Below are 16,246 nucleotides of genomic sequence, written 5' to 3' on the forward strand. Positions count from 1 at the left end.
ATGAAACGGAAAGCACGTACCCTTGGACTGACCACGGCCGCGCTGGTCACGCTCGGCCTTTCCGCGGCAGCAGCGCAGGATTGCACGCCGGCGGTCGCCGACAGCGCGCTGATCAAGCCCGGCACCCTGGTGATGTCGACCAATCCGACATTGCCGCCAATGCAATTCGTCGACTCCGATGGCGAACTGCAGGGCATGCGGATTACGCTTGGCAACGAAGTCGCCAAGCGGCTCTGCCTCGAGCCGGAGTACATCCGCATCGAGTTTTCGGCGATGATTCCCGGCCTGCAGGCCGGTCGCTGGGACGTGATCAACACCGGCATCTTCTGGACCGAGGAACGGGCCGCGATGATGCAGATGATCCCCTACGAAGCGCAGGCGATCAGCATCTCCGTGCCTGCCGGCAACCCGGACGGCATCTCCGAGCCGGACGACCTCGCCGGCAAGACGGTCGGCGTCGAGATCGGCGGCTTCGAGGAAGCCAAGCTGAAGCTGCTCGACGAAGAGCTTCAGGCGAAAGGGCTCGACGCGATTAACGTCCAAACCTTCGACAACTTCGCCACCGCCTATCAGGCGCTGCGCGCCGGCCAATCCGACGCGACGGTCAGCATCGACTCCACCGCCGCCGAATACGCCAATCGCGGTGAGTTCGACCGGGCGATCTCCGGCCTGTTCGCGACGCCGGTGGCACTGGCGATGGCCAATGAAGACCTGGCCAACGCGGTACTTGGTGTCATGAACGAGATGATGGAGGACGGCACCTATCAGGCACTCCTCGACGAGTACGGCGTGCTTACCAACACCGAGCCGTTCGTCATCCGTGGCCCGAGCAGCTAACTTCGATCAACACCGATAAGGCCGCGCCCGTCACCCGGCGGGCGCGGCTTCTTTTTGGCCGCAGCGAGCAGGCATCATGAACAAACAGGTTTTCGACCTTCAGGGCTTCCAGGAATATCTCTTCAACGAGTTCCTGTTCTTTGGGGCCCTCAACACCGTCGGCCTGACCGTCGCCGCGCTCATCGGCGGCCTGGTTCTCGGCACCCTGCTGGCAATGATGCGGATGTCGCCGATCAGGCCGCTGTCCTGGCTCGCGCAATTCTATATCTGGCTGTTCCGCGGGACACCGCTGCTCGTCCAGCTTCTGATCATCTTCACCGCCGTTCCGCTGGTGATCGACGTTCGCCTCAGCGTGCTCGAAACGGCGCTGCTCGGCCTTATCCTCAACGAAGCCGCCTACCTCGCCGAGATCATCCGCAGCGGCATCCTCGCCGTACCCAAGGGTCAAACCAACGCGGGCAAGGCCCTCGGTCTGACCCCATCCCAGGTGATGCGCTACATCGTCATGCCGCAGGCGGCGCGGATCATCATTCCGCCGCTCGGCAACAGCGTGAACGGTCTCCTCAAGACCACATCGATCACGTCGGTGATCTCGATGGAGGAGCTGCTCCGTCGGACGCAGATTCTGATCCAGGAGAAGTTCCTGGTGCTCGAACTGTTCGCGGTGGCGGCGCTCTACTACCTGATCCTCACGACGCTATGGGATCTGGTCCAGCGGCGCATCGAGGCGCGGTTCGGCAAGGCCTACAGCGACGTCCAGCTCGCGGAGAGCTACTGACGCCACACGGCAGCGCCCACGCGGGGCAACTAGGCCTGAGCGGCGAGCGACACACCGCCGCCTGCTTCAGATTTCACCGGCGGCGCGGCCTTCTCCGCGACGTAGGCGCGCCAACCGCCATGGTCAGAGATGTCGATCGCACCGTCCAGCCCGGCCGGTTCGACGAGGAATCCTTTGGCCGCGCCTCCGTCCTCCAGTTCGATGGTTCCAACACCGAGGGGTGACGGGATGTCCGCGACGAAGCGGCCGAAGGCGGACGGATCGAGCCGCCAGACCTCGACGGCAACCGACGCGCCATTACCGTCGGCGGTCCGCAGGAGCCCCGGTTTCGGAATCGCTTCGCCGGCAAGCGCGAAGAGGCGATAGGCCGGCGCCGTCCTTGCCGCGCGATCGAACCGCGCACCATGGGCTCGCAGTTTGGGATTGAGCGGCATGCCGGAGAGATGCGCGCCGACGACAACGAGCTCGATCGAGTCGTCGTCTGGCGTGGTCGGTACGGCCGGCTCGCTTGCCAACGCCCAATCCGTCGCGCCGAGGGTCAGCGCGCTTGCGGCGTGTAGATCGCGACCGAGCGCAGCGATCAGCGCGTCTTGTCCGGCGGGCGCGAGCAACGTCACGCTCATCGGCAGGCCGTCGGTTCGGGTGCCGACCGGAACGGCGATACCGCAGAGATCCAGAAGATTGACGAAGTTGGTGTAGGTCCCGAGCCGGCTGTTGGTGCCGATCGGATCGGCGGCGACAGCAGCGACGGTGTAGTGGGTCGGCGCGGTGGGCACACAAAGGCAATCGACCGAGGCGATCAGCGGAGCGAGGGCTGCCTTCTTCTCCTGCAAGGCGTAGAATCCGTTGAAGGCGTCAACCGCCGTAAGGCCGCGAGCACCGCCGATGATCTCGCGAGTGACCGGATGGAGGGCGTCAGCGTTGGCCTCCATAAACTCGGCGATCGCCGCGTAGCGTTCGGCGACCCAGGCTCCCTCGTAAAGCAGCGCCGCGGTCGCAAAGAAATCAGCGAAGGGGAGTTCGACCAGTTCGCAGCCGAGGGCAGCGAGCTGGTCGAGCGCAGCGTCGAAACCGGCCCGCATGGCGTCGTCGCCAAAGAACTCCCGGTCAGCCGTCGCGGGAACACCCACGGTCAGGCTGGGCGGCCGCGGCGCCAGCGGGGCGACGGTTACGGCCTTCGAATAGGGGTCGGCGCCGTCCTTGCGGGCGATCGTGCTGAACACCGCATAAGCGTCATCGACGGTAAGCGCGAACACCGAAACGCAGTCGAGGGTTCGACACGCGGGCACGACGCCTTTGGTCGAGACTACGCCGACGGTCGGCTTCAGGCCGACGATGTTGTTCAGCCCGGCCGGGATACGGCCCGAGCCAGCGGTGTCGGTGCCGAGCGCGAAGGAGACGATGCCGCGCGCGACGGCCACCGCCGAGCCGGAGGACGACCCACCCGGGACCAGCGCGGGGTCGATGGCGTTTCTGGGAATCGGATAGGGCGAGCGCACACCGACCAGTCCGGTGGCGAACTGGTCGAGGTTGGTCTTGCCGACGACCAGCGCACCCGCCGCCTTGAGCAACGCAACGACGGTGGCATCCTCTGCCGGCTCGTAGGCATAGTTGGGACATCCGGCGGTGGTCGGCATCCCGGCAACGTCGATATTGTCCTTGACCGCGAACGGCACACCCCACAGCGGCCCGACGTCCGGTGGCAGCGGTCCAAGCGCCTCGGCCTCGGCTAACAGCCGCTCGCGATCGGCGAGGTGGATGAAGATGCCGGGATCGTCAGCCGCATCGATCCGGGCGAAGACCTCGGCGATCACGTCGGCCGGAGTCGTACCGGAGGCGTAGGCCTGGCGCAGGCTGGTGAGATCGAAAGGCAAGTCCGTCATCATGTCACCCGAGCATTTCTACTGGCCGGTTCCATTGGATAAGGACCACACAGCCATCGTCCGACCAGACCGAGTGGGTGCTGTCCACCGGATTGATCACCACCGTCCCCGCGGCGTATTCGCCTCGCTCGTCGCTTTGCGCGCCATCGAGAACCACGATCGTTTCGAGTCCAACGTGACGGTGCAAGGGGACGCGGGCGCCCGGCGCGTACTTCAGGACCGCAACCGAGGGCGCGTCGCTGCCGCCCGTCAGCAGCCAATGCACGTCGATCCCATCCCTGAACCTGGTGTATTTCAGGTCGCGCCAGCCACCCGAAACGAGCGCGGGAACGGTGTTACCGGTCGGCGAGCGCATCGACGATTCCGTCGGTCGTGGCGGTCCAGCCGACGATCGCGCCCTGAGCGATGATCATCTCCAACGTCGCCGCCTTGAAGTGCGGGAAGTAGCTTTCGGTCGCGTCTTCGGCAAGCAGGCAATGATAGCCGCGGTCGTTGGCTTCGCGCATCGTCGTCTGGACGCAGACCTCCGTCGTCACGCCGGCGAACACCAACGTCTCCGCTCCCATGGTATCCAGTCGGTCGTCGAGATCGGTGGCATGAAACGCGCCCTTGCCCGGCTTCTCGATCACGATTTCACCGGGTAACGGCGCCAGTTCGTCGAGGATCGCTGTGCCCGGTTCGCCCGCGATCAGGATCCGCCCCATCGGACCGGCATCGCCGATTCTGAGCGCCGGATCGCCGCGATCGCGCTTGGCCGGCGGACAATCGGAAAGATCGGGGCGGTGGCACTCCATGGTGTGGATGATGGGCAGGCCGGCGGCGCGAAAACCGTCCAGCAGGCGCCGCACTGTCGGCACAATTGCCCCAACCCGCGACACATCGTTGCCCAGGCTCTCGCCAAAGCCGCCCGGCTCGGCGAAGTCGCGCTGCATGTCGATGACGATCAGCGCGGTCGTCTCCGGCCGGAACGGTAGCGCGAAGGGCTGGGCATCGAAAACCGGCATCAGCGATGGCCCGCCATGTACCGGCCGATGGTCTGGACATCCGCGGTCGCGATCGGGGTCTCGTAGGTCAACGTCCCGTCGGACATGACGAACAGGCGGTCCGACAGTTCGAGTAGCTCGTCCAGGTCTTCGGAGAGCAGCAGGACGGCCGCACCCTCGTTCCGCGCCCGTACGATCCGGGCGCGGATTTCGGCCACGGCGGAGAAATCGAGTCCGAAACAGGGATTCGATACGATCAGCAGATCGACCTCACCCGACAGCTCTCGCGCCAGCACGGTGCGCTGGATGTTGCCGCCGGACAGGGCGGCGATCGGCGAATCGAGAGAGGTCGTCTTGATCTTGAACTGGGCGATCAGACGGGAGGCGTAGGCGCGGATCGCGCGGCCATTGATCCAGGTGACCGGCCTGCCTTCGTCGTCGATATCGAAGGTTCGGAAGTCGAGATTCTCCGCCACGGTCATCCGCGGCGCGCAGGCGTTGCGGAGCGGCTCCTCCGGGATCACCCGCACGTTCAGAAACCGCGCCTCGCTCCGGGTCGCGGTGTAGGGCGTCCCCTTGACCTCGACCTCGCCGGTGGTCGGCCGTCGCTGGCCGGCGAGCACCTCGAGAAACTCTTTCTGGCCATTGCCGGATATCCCGGCAATCCCGACGATCTCGCCACCGCGGACATCGAGCGCACCGATGTCGATGTGCTTGAGGCCGGTTCGATCGGGAGCGATCAGCGACTTCACCGACAACACGATCGGTGCGTCGGTTTTGGCGTCGGCCCGGTTGTCGACCACGGCCACGGACTGTTCGCCGATCATCATCGCCGCCATGGCCTGATGGTCGAGATCGGCGACCTTGCCGGAGCCGACCAGGCGACCGCGACGAAGCACGCTGACCTCGTCGGCGAACGCGGTCACTTCGTGGAACTTGTGCGAGATCATCAGGATGGTGAGGTCGCCACCCTCGGTCATCGTCCGCATCAGGCCGAGGACTTCCGCCGCCTCGCCCGGCGTCAGCACCGACGTCGGCTCGTCAAGCACCAGGAAACGCCGGCCGAGATAGAGCTGCTTTATGATTTCGAGTTTCTGTTTTTCGCCGGCGGCGAGTTCGCGGACCGGGACGTCGAGGGGCAAATGGAACGGCATACGCTCCATGAACGCGGAGAGATCCGTCTGCTCCTGCCGCCAGTCGATGACCCGCGGCACATCCTCCCGGGAGATCACCAGGTTCTCGGCAGCGGTCAGCGACGGCACCAGCGTGAAGTGCTGGTAGACCATGCCGAGGCCGAGCGCCGATGCGTCCCTGGGATTGTCGACCTTCACTTCATGATCATCGACCATCATCTGACCGGCCGTCGGTCGATAGAAGCCCATCATGCACTTGACCAACGTCGACTTGCCCGCGCCATTCTCGCCGAGCAGCGCATGGAAGCTGCCGGCGGCGATCCTGACCGAGACATCGTCGAGCGCCGTGAACGACCCGAACCGCATGGTCATGCCGACCGTTTCGACCGCCGCGGCAGACGTTTCGGTCCTGGGCGAACCTGCGTCACTCATGGCAACTGGCCGATCAGGGTCGGGGAGTCGGTCACCGCACCGAAGACACCGCCTTGCATCTTGATCATTTTGATCGCAGCGAGATGATTGCCGTGATCCGTCGCGCCGCAGCAGTCCTCGAGCAGGACGCATTCGAAACCGCGGTCGTTGGCTTCCCGCATCGTCGTGTGGACACAGACGTCGGTGGTGATGCCCGTCAGCACGATGTTGTGGACGCCCCGCTGCTTCAGGATCAGCTCGAGATCGGTGGCGCAGAACGACCCCTTGCCGGGTTTGTCGATGATCGGTTCACCATCGATCGGCGCGAGTTCGGGGATGATCTCCCAGCCCGGCTCGCCACGCACGAGAATGCGGCCGCAGGGACCCGGATCGCCAATCCCTGCATCGATCCGCTGGGAGCGCCAGCGTTTGTTAGGAGGAAGATCGGCCAAATCGGGTCGATGCCCCTCCCGGGTATGCAGGATGTGATAGCCCTTGGCGCGCATCGCGGCGAGCACCGCCTTAATCGGCTCGATCGGCGCGCGCACCAGCGACAGGTCGTAGCCCATGTGATCGACGTAGCCGCCTTCGCCACAGAAGTCGGTCTGCATATCGATGACGATCAGGGCGGTATTCTCCGGCCGCAGGTCGCCGTTGTAGGGCCAGGGATAGGGATCGGCGTCGACGAACGACTGCGCGATGTCGGGCCTGACGTTCATGAATCGGCGCTCCTATTCGGCCGCGTCGGGAAGCGTTTCGCCATGGCGGCGCGTGGGCCTCGGAAACCCGAAGCCGGTCCCGTCGGTGACAGCGACATCGTCTTCCCACGGCAGTCGGTAACGCCCGGCAACCATGTCCTGCATGAAGGTGTACGGGCAGTCGCCAGCACCGCCTTCGACGGCAACGTAGCCGCGATGGCCGAACTGGTAGATGTTGTTTTCGACGCCCCAGCCGAGCCGCGCTTCACGCACCAGATCGGGCCGAACCTCGGCGGTGATGATCTCATTGGCGCGGCCGGTCGTGCTGTGGGCAAGGACCGCTCCGTCGAAATTGACGATCATCCCCTCGCCCATGGAGTCGAAGGTTCCGTCGCTGCCACACATGCAGACATTGGCGGTGACCATGAGGTTGCAGAAAGCGTTGGCCTGGTTGGTGAACCGCCATGACTCCCGGATCGGCGCGGTGTAACCGGCGGTGCGCAGCATGATCTCCGCGCCCTTGTAGGCGCACTCGCGCGCCATCTCCGGAAACATGCCGTCGTGACAGATGATCAGAGCGAGCTTGCAGTCCTTCGGCCCGTCGATCACCGGGATGCCCATATCGCCGGGCTCCCACGGCTCGACCGGAACCCAGGGATGGAGCTTGCGGTAATAGAGCTTGATGTCGCCGTGATTGTCGATCACCAGCCCGACATTGTAGGGCATGCCGCCGGGGTTCAGCTCCATGATCGAGAAGCAACCCCAGATATCGTTCTCGGCGCACGCCGCCTGAAACGCCGCCACCTCAGGGCCGTCCATCCGGCACATGATGTCAGGATTGGTGTCCATCGACAGGCCGTGGAGGGCGTATTCGGGGAAGACGACGAGGTCCATCGTTCCGAGATTGCGCCGCGCCTTGCCGACCATCGAGACGATCACGTCCGTCTGAGCAGCGAGGTCGTCCGGTGTCTTCACGTCGGGAAGCTGAAGCTGGACAAGTCCGATGACGACGCCGTTGTCGCTTTTGTTGAGACCACCGAGACCGTTCATGACACGTGCTCCTATTTGGTGATCGACAGCTCGCCCGGAGCGCCGGCGAGGGACCGGCCCGGGGACGAGGTGGCGATCATGATGCCGAGGGTGAGGACGTAGGGCGCGGCGTAGAAAAGGTAGTAGCCTTCGGTCACGCCGACCGACTGCAATGCCGGCCCGAGTGCACCCGCGCCGCCGAACAACAGCGCCGCCGCAAAACATCCGAGCGGGTTCCAACGGGCGAAGATAACCAGCGCCACGGCCATCAGCCCCTGACCGGACGAGATGCCTTCGTTCCAGCTTCCCGGGTAGTAGAGCGAGAGGTAGGCGCCGCCGATCCCGGCAAGGGCACCGCCGGCCGCGGTCGATAGCAGCCGGACCCGATCCGGATCGAGCCCCATCGCCCGGGCTGAGTCCGAGCTGTCGCCGACGACCCGGATGATCAGACCGAGGCGGGTGTTGCGGAACGCCCACCAGAGAAAAACCGCGAGTGCAATGCCGATCAAGAACAGAACGTTGACGTTGAGCGCCGCCTGAACCTGCGGGATGTCGGACCAGGCGCCGAACGGGATCGCGGGCAGGTCGGGCGCCGCCGGTTGAATGAAGGCCTTGCCGAAGAAGAAGGCGAGGCCGACGCCGAACAGCATCATGGCGATGCCGATCGCGATGTCGTTGACCCTGGGGAACTTACAGATCCAGCCGTGAAAGAGACCAAAAACGCTGCCCGCCGCCGCGGCTGCCAGAACGCCGACCCACGGCGAGCCGCTCATAAACGCGACCGCGTAGCCGGTCATCGCGCCGAACACCAGCGTGCCTTCGAGGCCCAGATTGATCCGGCCGGAGCGCTCGGTGATGGTTTCGCCGAGGCTGACGAAAAGGAATGGGGTGGAGACACGAATGGCGCCACCAAGGATCGCCAGTGGAACGCTCCACAGGCCGATGTCGCTTTCCATCAGGCGGCTCTCTTCCAGAGATCGGGATTGAAGACCTTGAACCGGCCGTAAAAGGTCTCCGAGAACAGGATGACGATGAACAAGACGCCCTGGAGCACCACGACGGTGGCATCCGGCAGGTCCATCCGTCGCTGGATCAGACCGCCGGACGCGTCGATGCCGCCGAGGAGCACGGCAACGGGGATGATCGCCAGCGGATTGTGACGGGCAAGGAAGGCGACCAGGATGCCGGTGAAGCCGTAGCCGACGGCCAGCGACGCGTTGGCCGAACCCTGAACCGCCGCCACCTCGATCATGCCGGCAAGACCAGCGAACCCGCCGGCAAGCGCGCAGAAGCCGACGATCAGAGGCCCGACCGCCAGTCCCTGAATTTGCGCGGCGCGAACGTTACCGCCGGCGATGCGTGCGGCGAATCCCCAGCGGGTCTTCTCGATCAGGACCCACGAGACGATGCATGCAACGATGCCTATCACCAGGCCCCAGTGAACGTCCGTCCCGGGGATCGAGCCGATCCGGTAGGCCTCCGCCAGCGGCTCGGTCGACGGCTTGTTCAGCGACGCCGGATCGCGGAGCGGTCCCTCGACCAACTGATTCATGATCGCGATGGCGATGTAGGCCATCAGCAGGCTGGAGATGGTCTCGTTGACGGCGCGGTAGTGCCGCAATGCGCCGACCGCGCCGATCCACAGGCCGCCGGCGATCATTCCGCCCGCCGCCATGGCGAGCAGGCCGACGCCCGATGGCACGCCGGCAAGCGCCACGCCAAGGGCGGCGGCCGCGACACCGCCGAGGACCAGCGCCCCCTCACCCCCGATTACCACCAGACCAAGGCGCGCCGGCAAGGCAACGCACAGCGCCACGAGCAGGAGTGGCGCGGCGCGCGACAGCGTATTCTGGATCGAGAAAGCACTGCCGAAGCCGCCACGCCACATCAGCTCGAAGAGCTGGACCGGCGACTTGCCGAGGAAGGCAATGAAGATGCTGAACAGCGCCATTCCGACGAGAATGGCGGCAAGCGGAATAACGACCGATTCCGATCGCCGGGCAAGCCACGCGAGGCGCGCCGACGGGTGAACCGTCGGCGCTTCGGCGAGAACGGCCGGGCCGGTGATCTCGGCCATGGCTTTTCGCCCCTTGGCGTCGGGTCTCTTACGAGGTCGAGCCGACAACCCCTTCGACGAGATAGTCCATGCTCTCCAGTTCGATTGCCGTTTCGGGGAACGACTGATCCGCCGTTGCGATCACCGCACCGGTGTTGTCGTTGAGCGGACCCTTAATGACGGCGAATCCGCCCTTCATCATTTCGGCCAATGTGGCGTCGAACTGGTTCCGCGCGGCGTCGCTGACGGCCGGACCGAGCGGGCTCATCTTGATGAAGCCGTCGGCAAGCCCGCCGCGGGTGAAGTTGGGCAGCGGCTCGCCGGCGAGATGGTTCTCCACGAACATCTTGTAGACGTTGGCCCAGTTCCACTCGGCCCCGGTCAGGTATTTCTCCGGCGCCAGCGGCCCCTGGTTGGCGTGGTAACCGCAAACGAACGCATCGCGACCCGCTGCAGTCTCGACCACCACTTTCGGTCCGTCCACGTGGCAGGTGATAACGTCGACGCCCTGGTCGACGAGCGCGTTCACGGCCTCGGCCTCCTTGACCGCCAGCGACCACTCGCCGGTGAAAATCACCTGGCAGGTGATCTCCGGATCGACGGTGCGGGCGCCGAGGAGGAAGGAGTTGATGTTGAGCAGGACCTGCGGGATCGGCTTGGCGGCGACGAAGCCGATCTTCTTGGTCTGGGTGGTATGACCGGCGACGATGCCGTTCAGATACTGACCCATGCCGATGTAGCCGAAATACGAGCCGGTGTTAGCGGGATGGGTGCCATCCGACCACAGCCCGCCGCAGTGGCGGAACTGGATGTCGGGTGACTTGGCCGCCACCTCCAGCATGTGCGGGTCGAAATAGCCGAACGACGTCGGGAACAGCAGGGTGGCACCGTCGAGATTGATCATCGACTCCATCGACTTCTGGACGTCGACGGTCTCCGGCACGTTCTCCTCTTCGATGATGACGAGGCCGTCCATGCCCTTCAGAACGGCGGCGCCCTCGGCATGGGCCTGGTTGTAGCCGAAGTCATCCTTCGGCCCGACATAGATGAACCCGACGACCGTTTCGGCGGCAAGGGCGCGACCGAGTGGCGCGACCGATGCGGCAAGGCCGAGGGCAGCACCGGCGGCGCTGGTCCGGAGAAGCTGGCGGCGGGAGAGTGAAAATCTGTCGGTCATGATGCGGTCCTGTCTGGTTGGAATACGCAAGCCGGCTGGCGACTGAATAAGTGTATGCAATGGGTGTGCCATTGCGAATTCCTATGCTGATCAAGGGCCTATGCAGATCATCAACGTATGAGGCCTGCCCAGGATTCCCGCAGATGCGCAGGATAGCGGCTATTTTTTCATCGACTTGACGACTGTCTATTTTTTAGACATTCATGATTCCATAGCGCAGCGGATTGGGCTGCGACCGAAGGAGAGCGTCGCTTGCCGGGGGCACAGATAGGCGAATCAAGGGAACGGGTGCGGAGCGGGACCACCGTCGATCAGATGGTGCGCGCCATCGCCGACCGTATCGTCACCGGCGAGCTACGACCGGGCGAACGGCTCGACGAGACATCGCTGGCCGCCGACTTCGCGGTGTCACGGACTCCGGTCCGCGAAGCGCTTGGCCAGCTCTGCGCGATCGGGCTTGTCGACCGGCGGCCGAACCGCAGCGCGACGGTAGCAGTGGTGACCCAAGCGCACCTCCACTCGATGTTCGAGGCGATGGCCGAGCTGGAAGCGATCTGCGCCCGCCTGTCGGCCGAACGCATGTCCGCCGAAGAGCGCCGTACCCTCGAACGGGAGCATCAGGCTTCGGCCCGGCTGGTCTACAACGGCGACGATGACGCTTACGAGGCCCACAACACCCGGTTCCACTCCCGCCTCTATGAGGGCGCGCACAGCGTACACATCACCGACCTCGCCAATCTGACCCGCAACCGGCTCGCCCCGTTCCGGCGCGTCCAGTTTCGTCTGCCGGGCCGCCTGGCGAAGTCCTGGGACGAGCACGACGTGATCGTCGCCGCCATCGCGCGCGGCGACAGCGCGGGCGCCGCATCCGCCGCCCGGGCCCATGTCGCGATTGTTGAGGAAGCGAGCGCCGCGGTCTCAGCGACCGGCTGAACCGGATCAACAGCCACCTCTCATCGGCGCCGAGACCTCGGCCCTACCCGGCGCAGAGCCGCCCAAAAGGCAACGCCGCCCGACGCTAACCCTTCTCGCTGCCGGCGAGTTGGCCGGAGCGGATGAAGCGCTGCGAAAACAGGAAGATCACCAGAACAGGCAGCACCACGAGAATCGCCGCCTGGATCGCCTCCGGCCGCCGGATCGGGATGCCGGTCGCGGCCGAAAAGCTGAGGGCCCGCGAGCCACTGATCAGCGCCGTCAGTCCGACCGGCAGATTGTAGAGGTCGTCGTCCGATAGAAGAACGAATGCCAGGAAATAGTTGGCCCAATTTGCGATGAACGAAAAGAAGGCAATCAACGAAATCACCGGTTTGGCCAGCGGCAACGCGATCCGGCGGAAGACCTGCCAGGGCGTCGCCCCGTCGACGCGCGCCGAGTTGAGCACGTCGCGCGGCAGCGCCGTCGCGAAGTAGATGAAGGCGAGATAGACGCCGAAGGGGAAGAACGCGGTAGCGAGAACCAGCGAAATCCGCGTGTTGTTCAGTCCGATCAGATTCATCTCCAGAAAGATCGGCAGGACCACCGCCGCGTTTGGCGTGATCATCGCAACCAGCGTGACGATGAGGATCGCCCGACGGCCGGGAAAATCGTAAGTCGCCAAGGCGTAGCCCGCCGGTAGCGCAGCGACCAGCGACAGCCCGACGCCGCCGACCGAATAGATGATCGAATTGACGATCCAGACGCGGAGGTGCGCCCCCTCATAAGTGACGAGGTTGGTCCAGGTGGCAACGACATTGTCCCATCCTCCCCACGAGAAGGGCGGGGCGCTGAAGAGCGACGCGTCAGTCTGGCTGGCGGCCAGAAACAGCCAGATCAGCGGCAGACCAAAGAAACACATGGCGAAGAGAACGATCGCGCCGGCGACGAACTGCCAGGGTGCGATGCGACGCGGCCGCAGTCGGCGGATCGGATATGCGTCGGCGTTCATATCAATCGATCCTGTAGAAGCGGGTCGCGAACACGATCCACAGGGCGATCGATACAGACAGAGCTAGGATCATGGTCGACAGCGCCGCCGACACGCCGAAATCCCCTAGTGCGAATGCGTACTGGTAGGCGAGCTGATTGAGCGACCAGTCATTGCGGGCGAGCTGCGGCCCGGCGAGCCCAAGCAACTGTGGTTCGACAAAGAGCTGCAGGCCGTTGGCGATCGACAAGACCGCCATCAGGGCGACGGTTCGCCAGATCATCGGTATCTTGACCCGCAGCGCCAAGGTGACCGGGCGGCATCCGTCGACCCGGCCCGCTTCCATCACCTCGCCGGGCAGAGCGGTCAGCGCACCGTGGAGAACGACGATCCACCCGCCGGCATAGGCGAAGAAGGCCATCAGGGTGAAGACACCGGCGAAGCCGATCGAGTCGAACACCTGGAAACGGTTTTCCCAGCCGAGAAGCCCGTACACCGCCTTGAACGGGCTGACTTGCGGGTCCAGCAGGAAGAGCCAGAGCACGACGACAGCCGCCGAGGTCACGGCGCTGGGAAGAAACGTCACGGTCCGCACCGTGGTGCCTAGGCGCCGCGGCATAAGGTCGATGATCGTCGCCAATGCCACGACCCCGACAATCATCAGGCTGACCCACATGGCGACGTAGGTGATGACGTTGACGAAGCTTTGGCCGAGCCGAAAATCGTCCAGCGCCAGTTCATAGTTCATTAGCCCGGCGAAGGAACCCGAGATCGTATCGAAGAAGCTGAGGCCGATCGCGTAGCCGACCGGGAAAACACCGAAGGCAAGAAGGAGCAAGAGATAGGGCGTCAGAAAAAGGTAGGCGGTGATCGAACGCCGTCGCGACTTGGTCCGGGCGGCACGCGCCCGAGCTGCCGGGACCGCCGCCGCACCGGCGGACAAAGCGCTGGTCTCGGTCATCGGCGGTCTCCGTCAGAGTTCCGATGCGTCGTCGGCTACTCGTTGACGACCTCGTATCCCGCCACGCGAGCGGTGTTGACGATCTCCTGCTCCAAAGCCGGCAGCGTTTCGCGGAGCGTGCGGCCGGAGGCAACCGCGGGCGAGACGATCTTGCCGATCACCGACGGCATGTCGAAGCGACGCGCGTTGTTTCGCGGATCGGCGTAGGTGGCCGCCTCCTCCATCGCGGCGAAAACCTGATCGTCGGCATAATAGGCGTCATCGATCAGCTTCTCGCCCCAGAGTACGGTTACCGGCGCGTAGGGCGGGAAGGTCACCGCATCCTTCTGGTTGGCTTCGCTCGTCGTCAGCCACACCAGCATGTCGAGGGCGGCGTCCAGATTGTCGGTGTCCTTCCAGATGCCGAAGGCGCCGCCTCCGAAACTCCAGGTGAGTGGCTTGTCGTCCTCCGACCAGCGTGGCGGTATCGCCGCGGCGATTTCTCCGGCGGGGATCTGATAGCTCGGCTTGAGGATGAACTCGCCGAACCAAGTCGGGCCCACATAGAGCAGGAGCTTGCCGTCCTGAGCGGTCTGGACGAATTCCGGATCGAAGGGACCGGATTTGATGAGAGTCCCATTGGCGTTCATCGTGTCGATCATGTCCGCCGCGCGCAGGCAGGCGTCGTTGCTCAAGTCGACGAGCAACGTGTTGTCCCGACCGGCCACCGGCGTCGCCATATCGCAACCGGACGACATGATCATCGCGTAGACGCCATACGGATCGGTAGAGGAGCCGAGAAAATAGCCTGGATGATTCTCGGCAAGGTCGGCGCTCAGGACGATGAATTCCTCCCAGGTAGTCGGCACCGCGTATCCGAACGCCTCCATCTGGGGCTTGTCGTACCAGATGAGATTGTGGGCGAGATCGTTGCGCAAGCACACAAGGTCTTCATTGACGATGCACGGCGCGTTGGCGTTTGGATAGAAGTCGCCAAGCAGCGCCTCATCGACGAGCCCGTCGAGGTTCATCAGATAGTCGGCGCGCCGGGTGGCGAGCATCGCCGAATTGGGTGCGTCCGAGATGAACACCAGATCGGGCACGCCGCTTCCCGCCCGCAGCGCCAACTGCAGCTTGGTGACCATCTCCTCCGGCGCGACGGTGACGATGTCGAGCTCGACGCCATCGTTCTGCTCGGCATAAACCTTGTAGGACTGGACCCGCAGCGTATCGCCCCAAACGGTCAGCTTGCCCTCGGCCGCCAGAGCAGCCGGTGCGGCGAGCGCGGTTGCAAGCAGCACCACGCCAGTCACAGCGTAAGTCCAACGAAGATCAGTCACGAGTCCCTCCCAGTTTGTGTTTCGGATTGATGCGCGCCCGGGATCGGCGAGCGCAGGGTGCGTCCGTCGGGCGCGAACAGGTGGATGTTCTTGTCGCTGAAGGTCAGGTCGACGGGGTCGCCGGGATTGACCGCGATCTCACCGACGACCTGTGCGACGAGCTGGCTCTCGCCACGACCTTCGAAATATCCGTAATTGATGTTGCCAAGGCGCTCGACGGCTCGCGTCCGCGCCGGGATAACGATCCGGTCATCGTCGTTGGCGCCACGGTGCGGATCGCCGATCGCCAGATGTTCTGGACGGACGCCAACCGCTGCCGCCTCCCGTACGGAACCGTTGCCAACCGAGTCGGCCGGCAGGATGTTCATCTTCGGCGAGCCGATGAACTCGGCGACGAAGCGATTAGCCGGGTGGTGATAAAGCTCCAGCGGTTTACCAACCTGCTGGATGCGGCCGGCGTCGAGCGCAACGATCCGGTCCGCGAGGGTCATCGCCTCGACCTGATCGTGGGTCACGTAGATCATCGTGGTTCCGAGTTCGCGATGGAGCCGGTCAATCTCGAGACGCATCTGCACCCGCAACGCGGCGTCGAGATTGGACAGCGGTTCGTCGAAGAGGAACACATTCGGGTGACGGACGATGGCGCGGCCGATGGCAACGCGCTGGCGCTGGCCGCCGGACAACTGCCCGGGCCTGCGCTCCAGCAAGTCTTCAAGCCGCAGGATCTGCGCCGCCTCGGCGACGCGCTCGCGGATTCGCGACTTGTTGAAGCGCGCCAGTTGAAGATTGAACGCCATGTTGCCGAAGACGTTCATATGCGGATAGAGCGCGTAGGACTGGAACACCATCGCGATCCCCCGATCGGATGGTTCAGCGAAGGTGACGTCGGTACCGTCGATGAAGATGGCGCCGCCGGTCGCGTCCTCGAGGCCGGCGATAAGGCGGAGCAGGGTCGACTTGCCCGAACCCGACGGTCCGACAAAGACGACGAACTCGCCACGATCGACGGCAAGGTCGATGTCGCGGAGAACCTCGAGCGGTCCAAACGACTTGGCGACAGCTTCCAGTCGGACCATCG

General features: G+C 64.5%; 16 protein-coding genes. 3 read left to right on the forward strand and 13 right to left on the reverse strand.

Annotation, left to right across the window (positions count from 1 at the left end; translation table 11 throughout):
• Entirely contained in the window at window positions 1-837 is an 837-nt protein-coding gene (locus ACO076_RS01740; RefSeq protein WP_421725019.1) for an ABC transporter substrate-binding protein, read from the forward strand.
• A 76-nt stretch (window positions 838-913) separates the two neighbouring features.
• Complete coding sequence (locus ACO076_RS01745; protein WP_421725020.1) at window positions 914-1,615, forward strand: amino acid ABC transporter permease; 702 nt, start codon at window positions 914-916, stop codon at window positions 1,613-1,615.
• Between the two features lie 29 nt (window positions 1,616-1,644).
• Here the strand turns inward: ACO076_RS01745 and atzF are convergent, their stop codons facing one another.
• From atzF to ACO076_RS01790, 9 genes are read right to left on the reverse strand one after another with little or no spacing between them, the layout of a single operon-like run.
• The gene (gene atzF, locus ACO076_RS01750; RefSeq protein WP_421725021.1) at window positions 1,645-3,498 is read right to left on the reverse strand and encodes an allophanate hydrolase; all 1,854 of its coding nucleotides are present in this window, start codon (window positions 3,496-3,498) and stop codon (window positions 1,645-1,647) included.
• A gap of 4 nt (window positions 3,499-3,502) precedes the next feature.
• Complete coding sequence (locus ACO076_RS01755; RefSeq protein ID WP_421725022.1) at window positions 3,503-3,853, reverse strand: cupin domain-containing protein; 351 nt, start codon at window positions 3,851-3,853, stop codon at window positions 3,503-3,505.
• A complete protein-coding gene (locus tag ACO076_RS01760; RefSeq protein WP_421725023.1) occupies window positions 3,834-4,502 on the reverse strand; it encodes a cysteine hydrolase family protein in 669 nt (222 codons plus the stop codon). Before ACO076_RS01760 ends, ACO076_RS01755 begins: the two co-directional genes overlap by 20 nt.
• Window positions 4,502-6,046 carry an ABC transporter ATP-binding protein gene (locus ACO076_RS01765; protein ID WP_421725024.1) on the reverse strand — a complete coding sequence of 515 codons (1,545 nt, stop codon included), beginning with the start codon at window positions 6,044-6,046 and terminating at the stop codon, window positions 4,502-4,504. The genes ACO076_RS01760 and ACO076_RS01765 overlap by 1 nt, the downstream gene beginning before the upstream one ends.
• Window positions 6,043-6,744 (reverse strand): cysteine hydrolase family protein, encoded by a 702-nt coding sequence (locus ACO076_RS01770; protein ID WP_421725025.1) that lies wholly within the window; start codon window positions 6,742-6,744, stop codon window positions 6,043-6,045. Before ACO076_RS01770 ends, ACO076_RS01765 begins: the two co-directional genes overlap by 4 nt.
• A gap of 12 nt (window positions 6,745-6,756) precedes the next feature.
• Window positions 6,757-7,773, reverse strand: a complete 1,017-nt coding sequence (locus ACO076_RS01775) for a formamidase (protein ID WP_421725026.1) — start codon at window positions 7,771-7,773, stop codon at window positions 6,757-6,759.
• Window positions 7,774-7,784: 11 nt separating this feature from the next.
• Window positions 7,785-8,711 (reverse strand): ABC transporter permease, encoded by a 927-nt coding sequence (locus ACO076_RS01780; protein WP_421726646.1) that lies wholly within the window; start codon window positions 8,709-8,711, stop codon window positions 7,785-7,787.
• Window positions 8,708-9,829 (reverse strand): ABC transporter permease, encoded by a 1,122-nt coding sequence (locus ACO076_RS01785; protein ID WP_421725027.1) that lies wholly within the window; start codon window positions 9,827-9,829, stop codon window positions 8,708-8,710. Before ACO076_RS01785 ends, ACO076_RS01780 begins: the two co-directional genes overlap by 4 nt.
• Window positions 9,830-9,857: 28 nt before the next feature.
• On the reverse strand, window positions 9,858-10,985 hold the full coding sequence (locus ACO076_RS01790; RefSeq protein WP_421725028.1) for a BMP family ABC transporter substrate-binding protein: 1,128 nt from the start codon (window positions 10,983-10,985) through the stop codon (window positions 9,858-9,860).
• 315 nt (window positions 10,986-11,300) lie between these two features.
• Between ACO076_RS01790 and ACO076_RS01795 the strand changes: the two genes are divergently transcribed.
• Window positions 11,301-11,918 carry a GntR family transcriptional regulator gene (locus ACO076_RS01795; RefSeq protein WP_421726647.1) on the forward strand — a complete coding sequence of 206 codons (618 nt, stop codon included), beginning with the start codon at window positions 11,301-11,303 and terminating at the stop codon, window positions 11,916-11,918.
• Window positions 11,919-12,003: 85 nt separating this feature from the next.
• Here the strand turns inward: ACO076_RS01795 and ACO076_RS01800 are convergent, their stop codons facing one another.
• From ACO076_RS01800 to ACO076_RS01815, 4 genes are read right to left on the reverse strand one after another with little or no spacing between them, the layout of a single operon-like run.
• Window positions 12,004-12,909: a carbohydrate ABC transporter permease gene (locus ACO076_RS01800; protein WP_421725029.1), complete on the reverse strand. Its 906-nt coding sequence runs from the start codon at window positions 12,907-12,909 to the stop codon at window positions 12,004-12,006.
• Between the two features lies 1 nt (window position 12,910).
• Window positions 12,911-13,849: a carbohydrate ABC transporter permease gene (locus tag ACO076_RS01805; RefSeq protein WP_421725030.1), complete on the reverse strand. Its 939-nt coding sequence runs from the start codon at window positions 13,847-13,849 to the stop codon at window positions 12,911-12,913.
• 35 nt (window positions 13,850-13,884) lie between these two features.
• On the reverse strand, window positions 13,885-15,168 hold the full coding sequence (locus ACO076_RS01810) for an ABC transporter substrate-binding protein (protein WP_421725031.1): 1,284 nt from the start codon (window positions 15,166-15,168) through the stop codon (window positions 13,885-13,887).
• Window positions 15,165-16,244, reverse strand: coding sequence for an ABC transporter ATP-binding protein (locus ACO076_RS01815; RefSeq protein ID WP_421726648.1), 1,080 nt, complete (start codon window positions 16,242-16,244; stop codon window positions 15,165-15,167). Before ACO076_RS01815 ends, ACO076_RS01810 begins: the two co-directional genes overlap by 4 nt.
• Window positions 16,245-16,246 lie beyond the last annotated feature (2 nt).

The sequence above is a fragment of the Bauldia sp. genome, from assembly GCF_965232525.1.
Classification (GTDB): Bacteria; Pseudomonadota; Alphaproteobacteria; order Rhizobiales; family Kaistiaceae; genus Bauldia.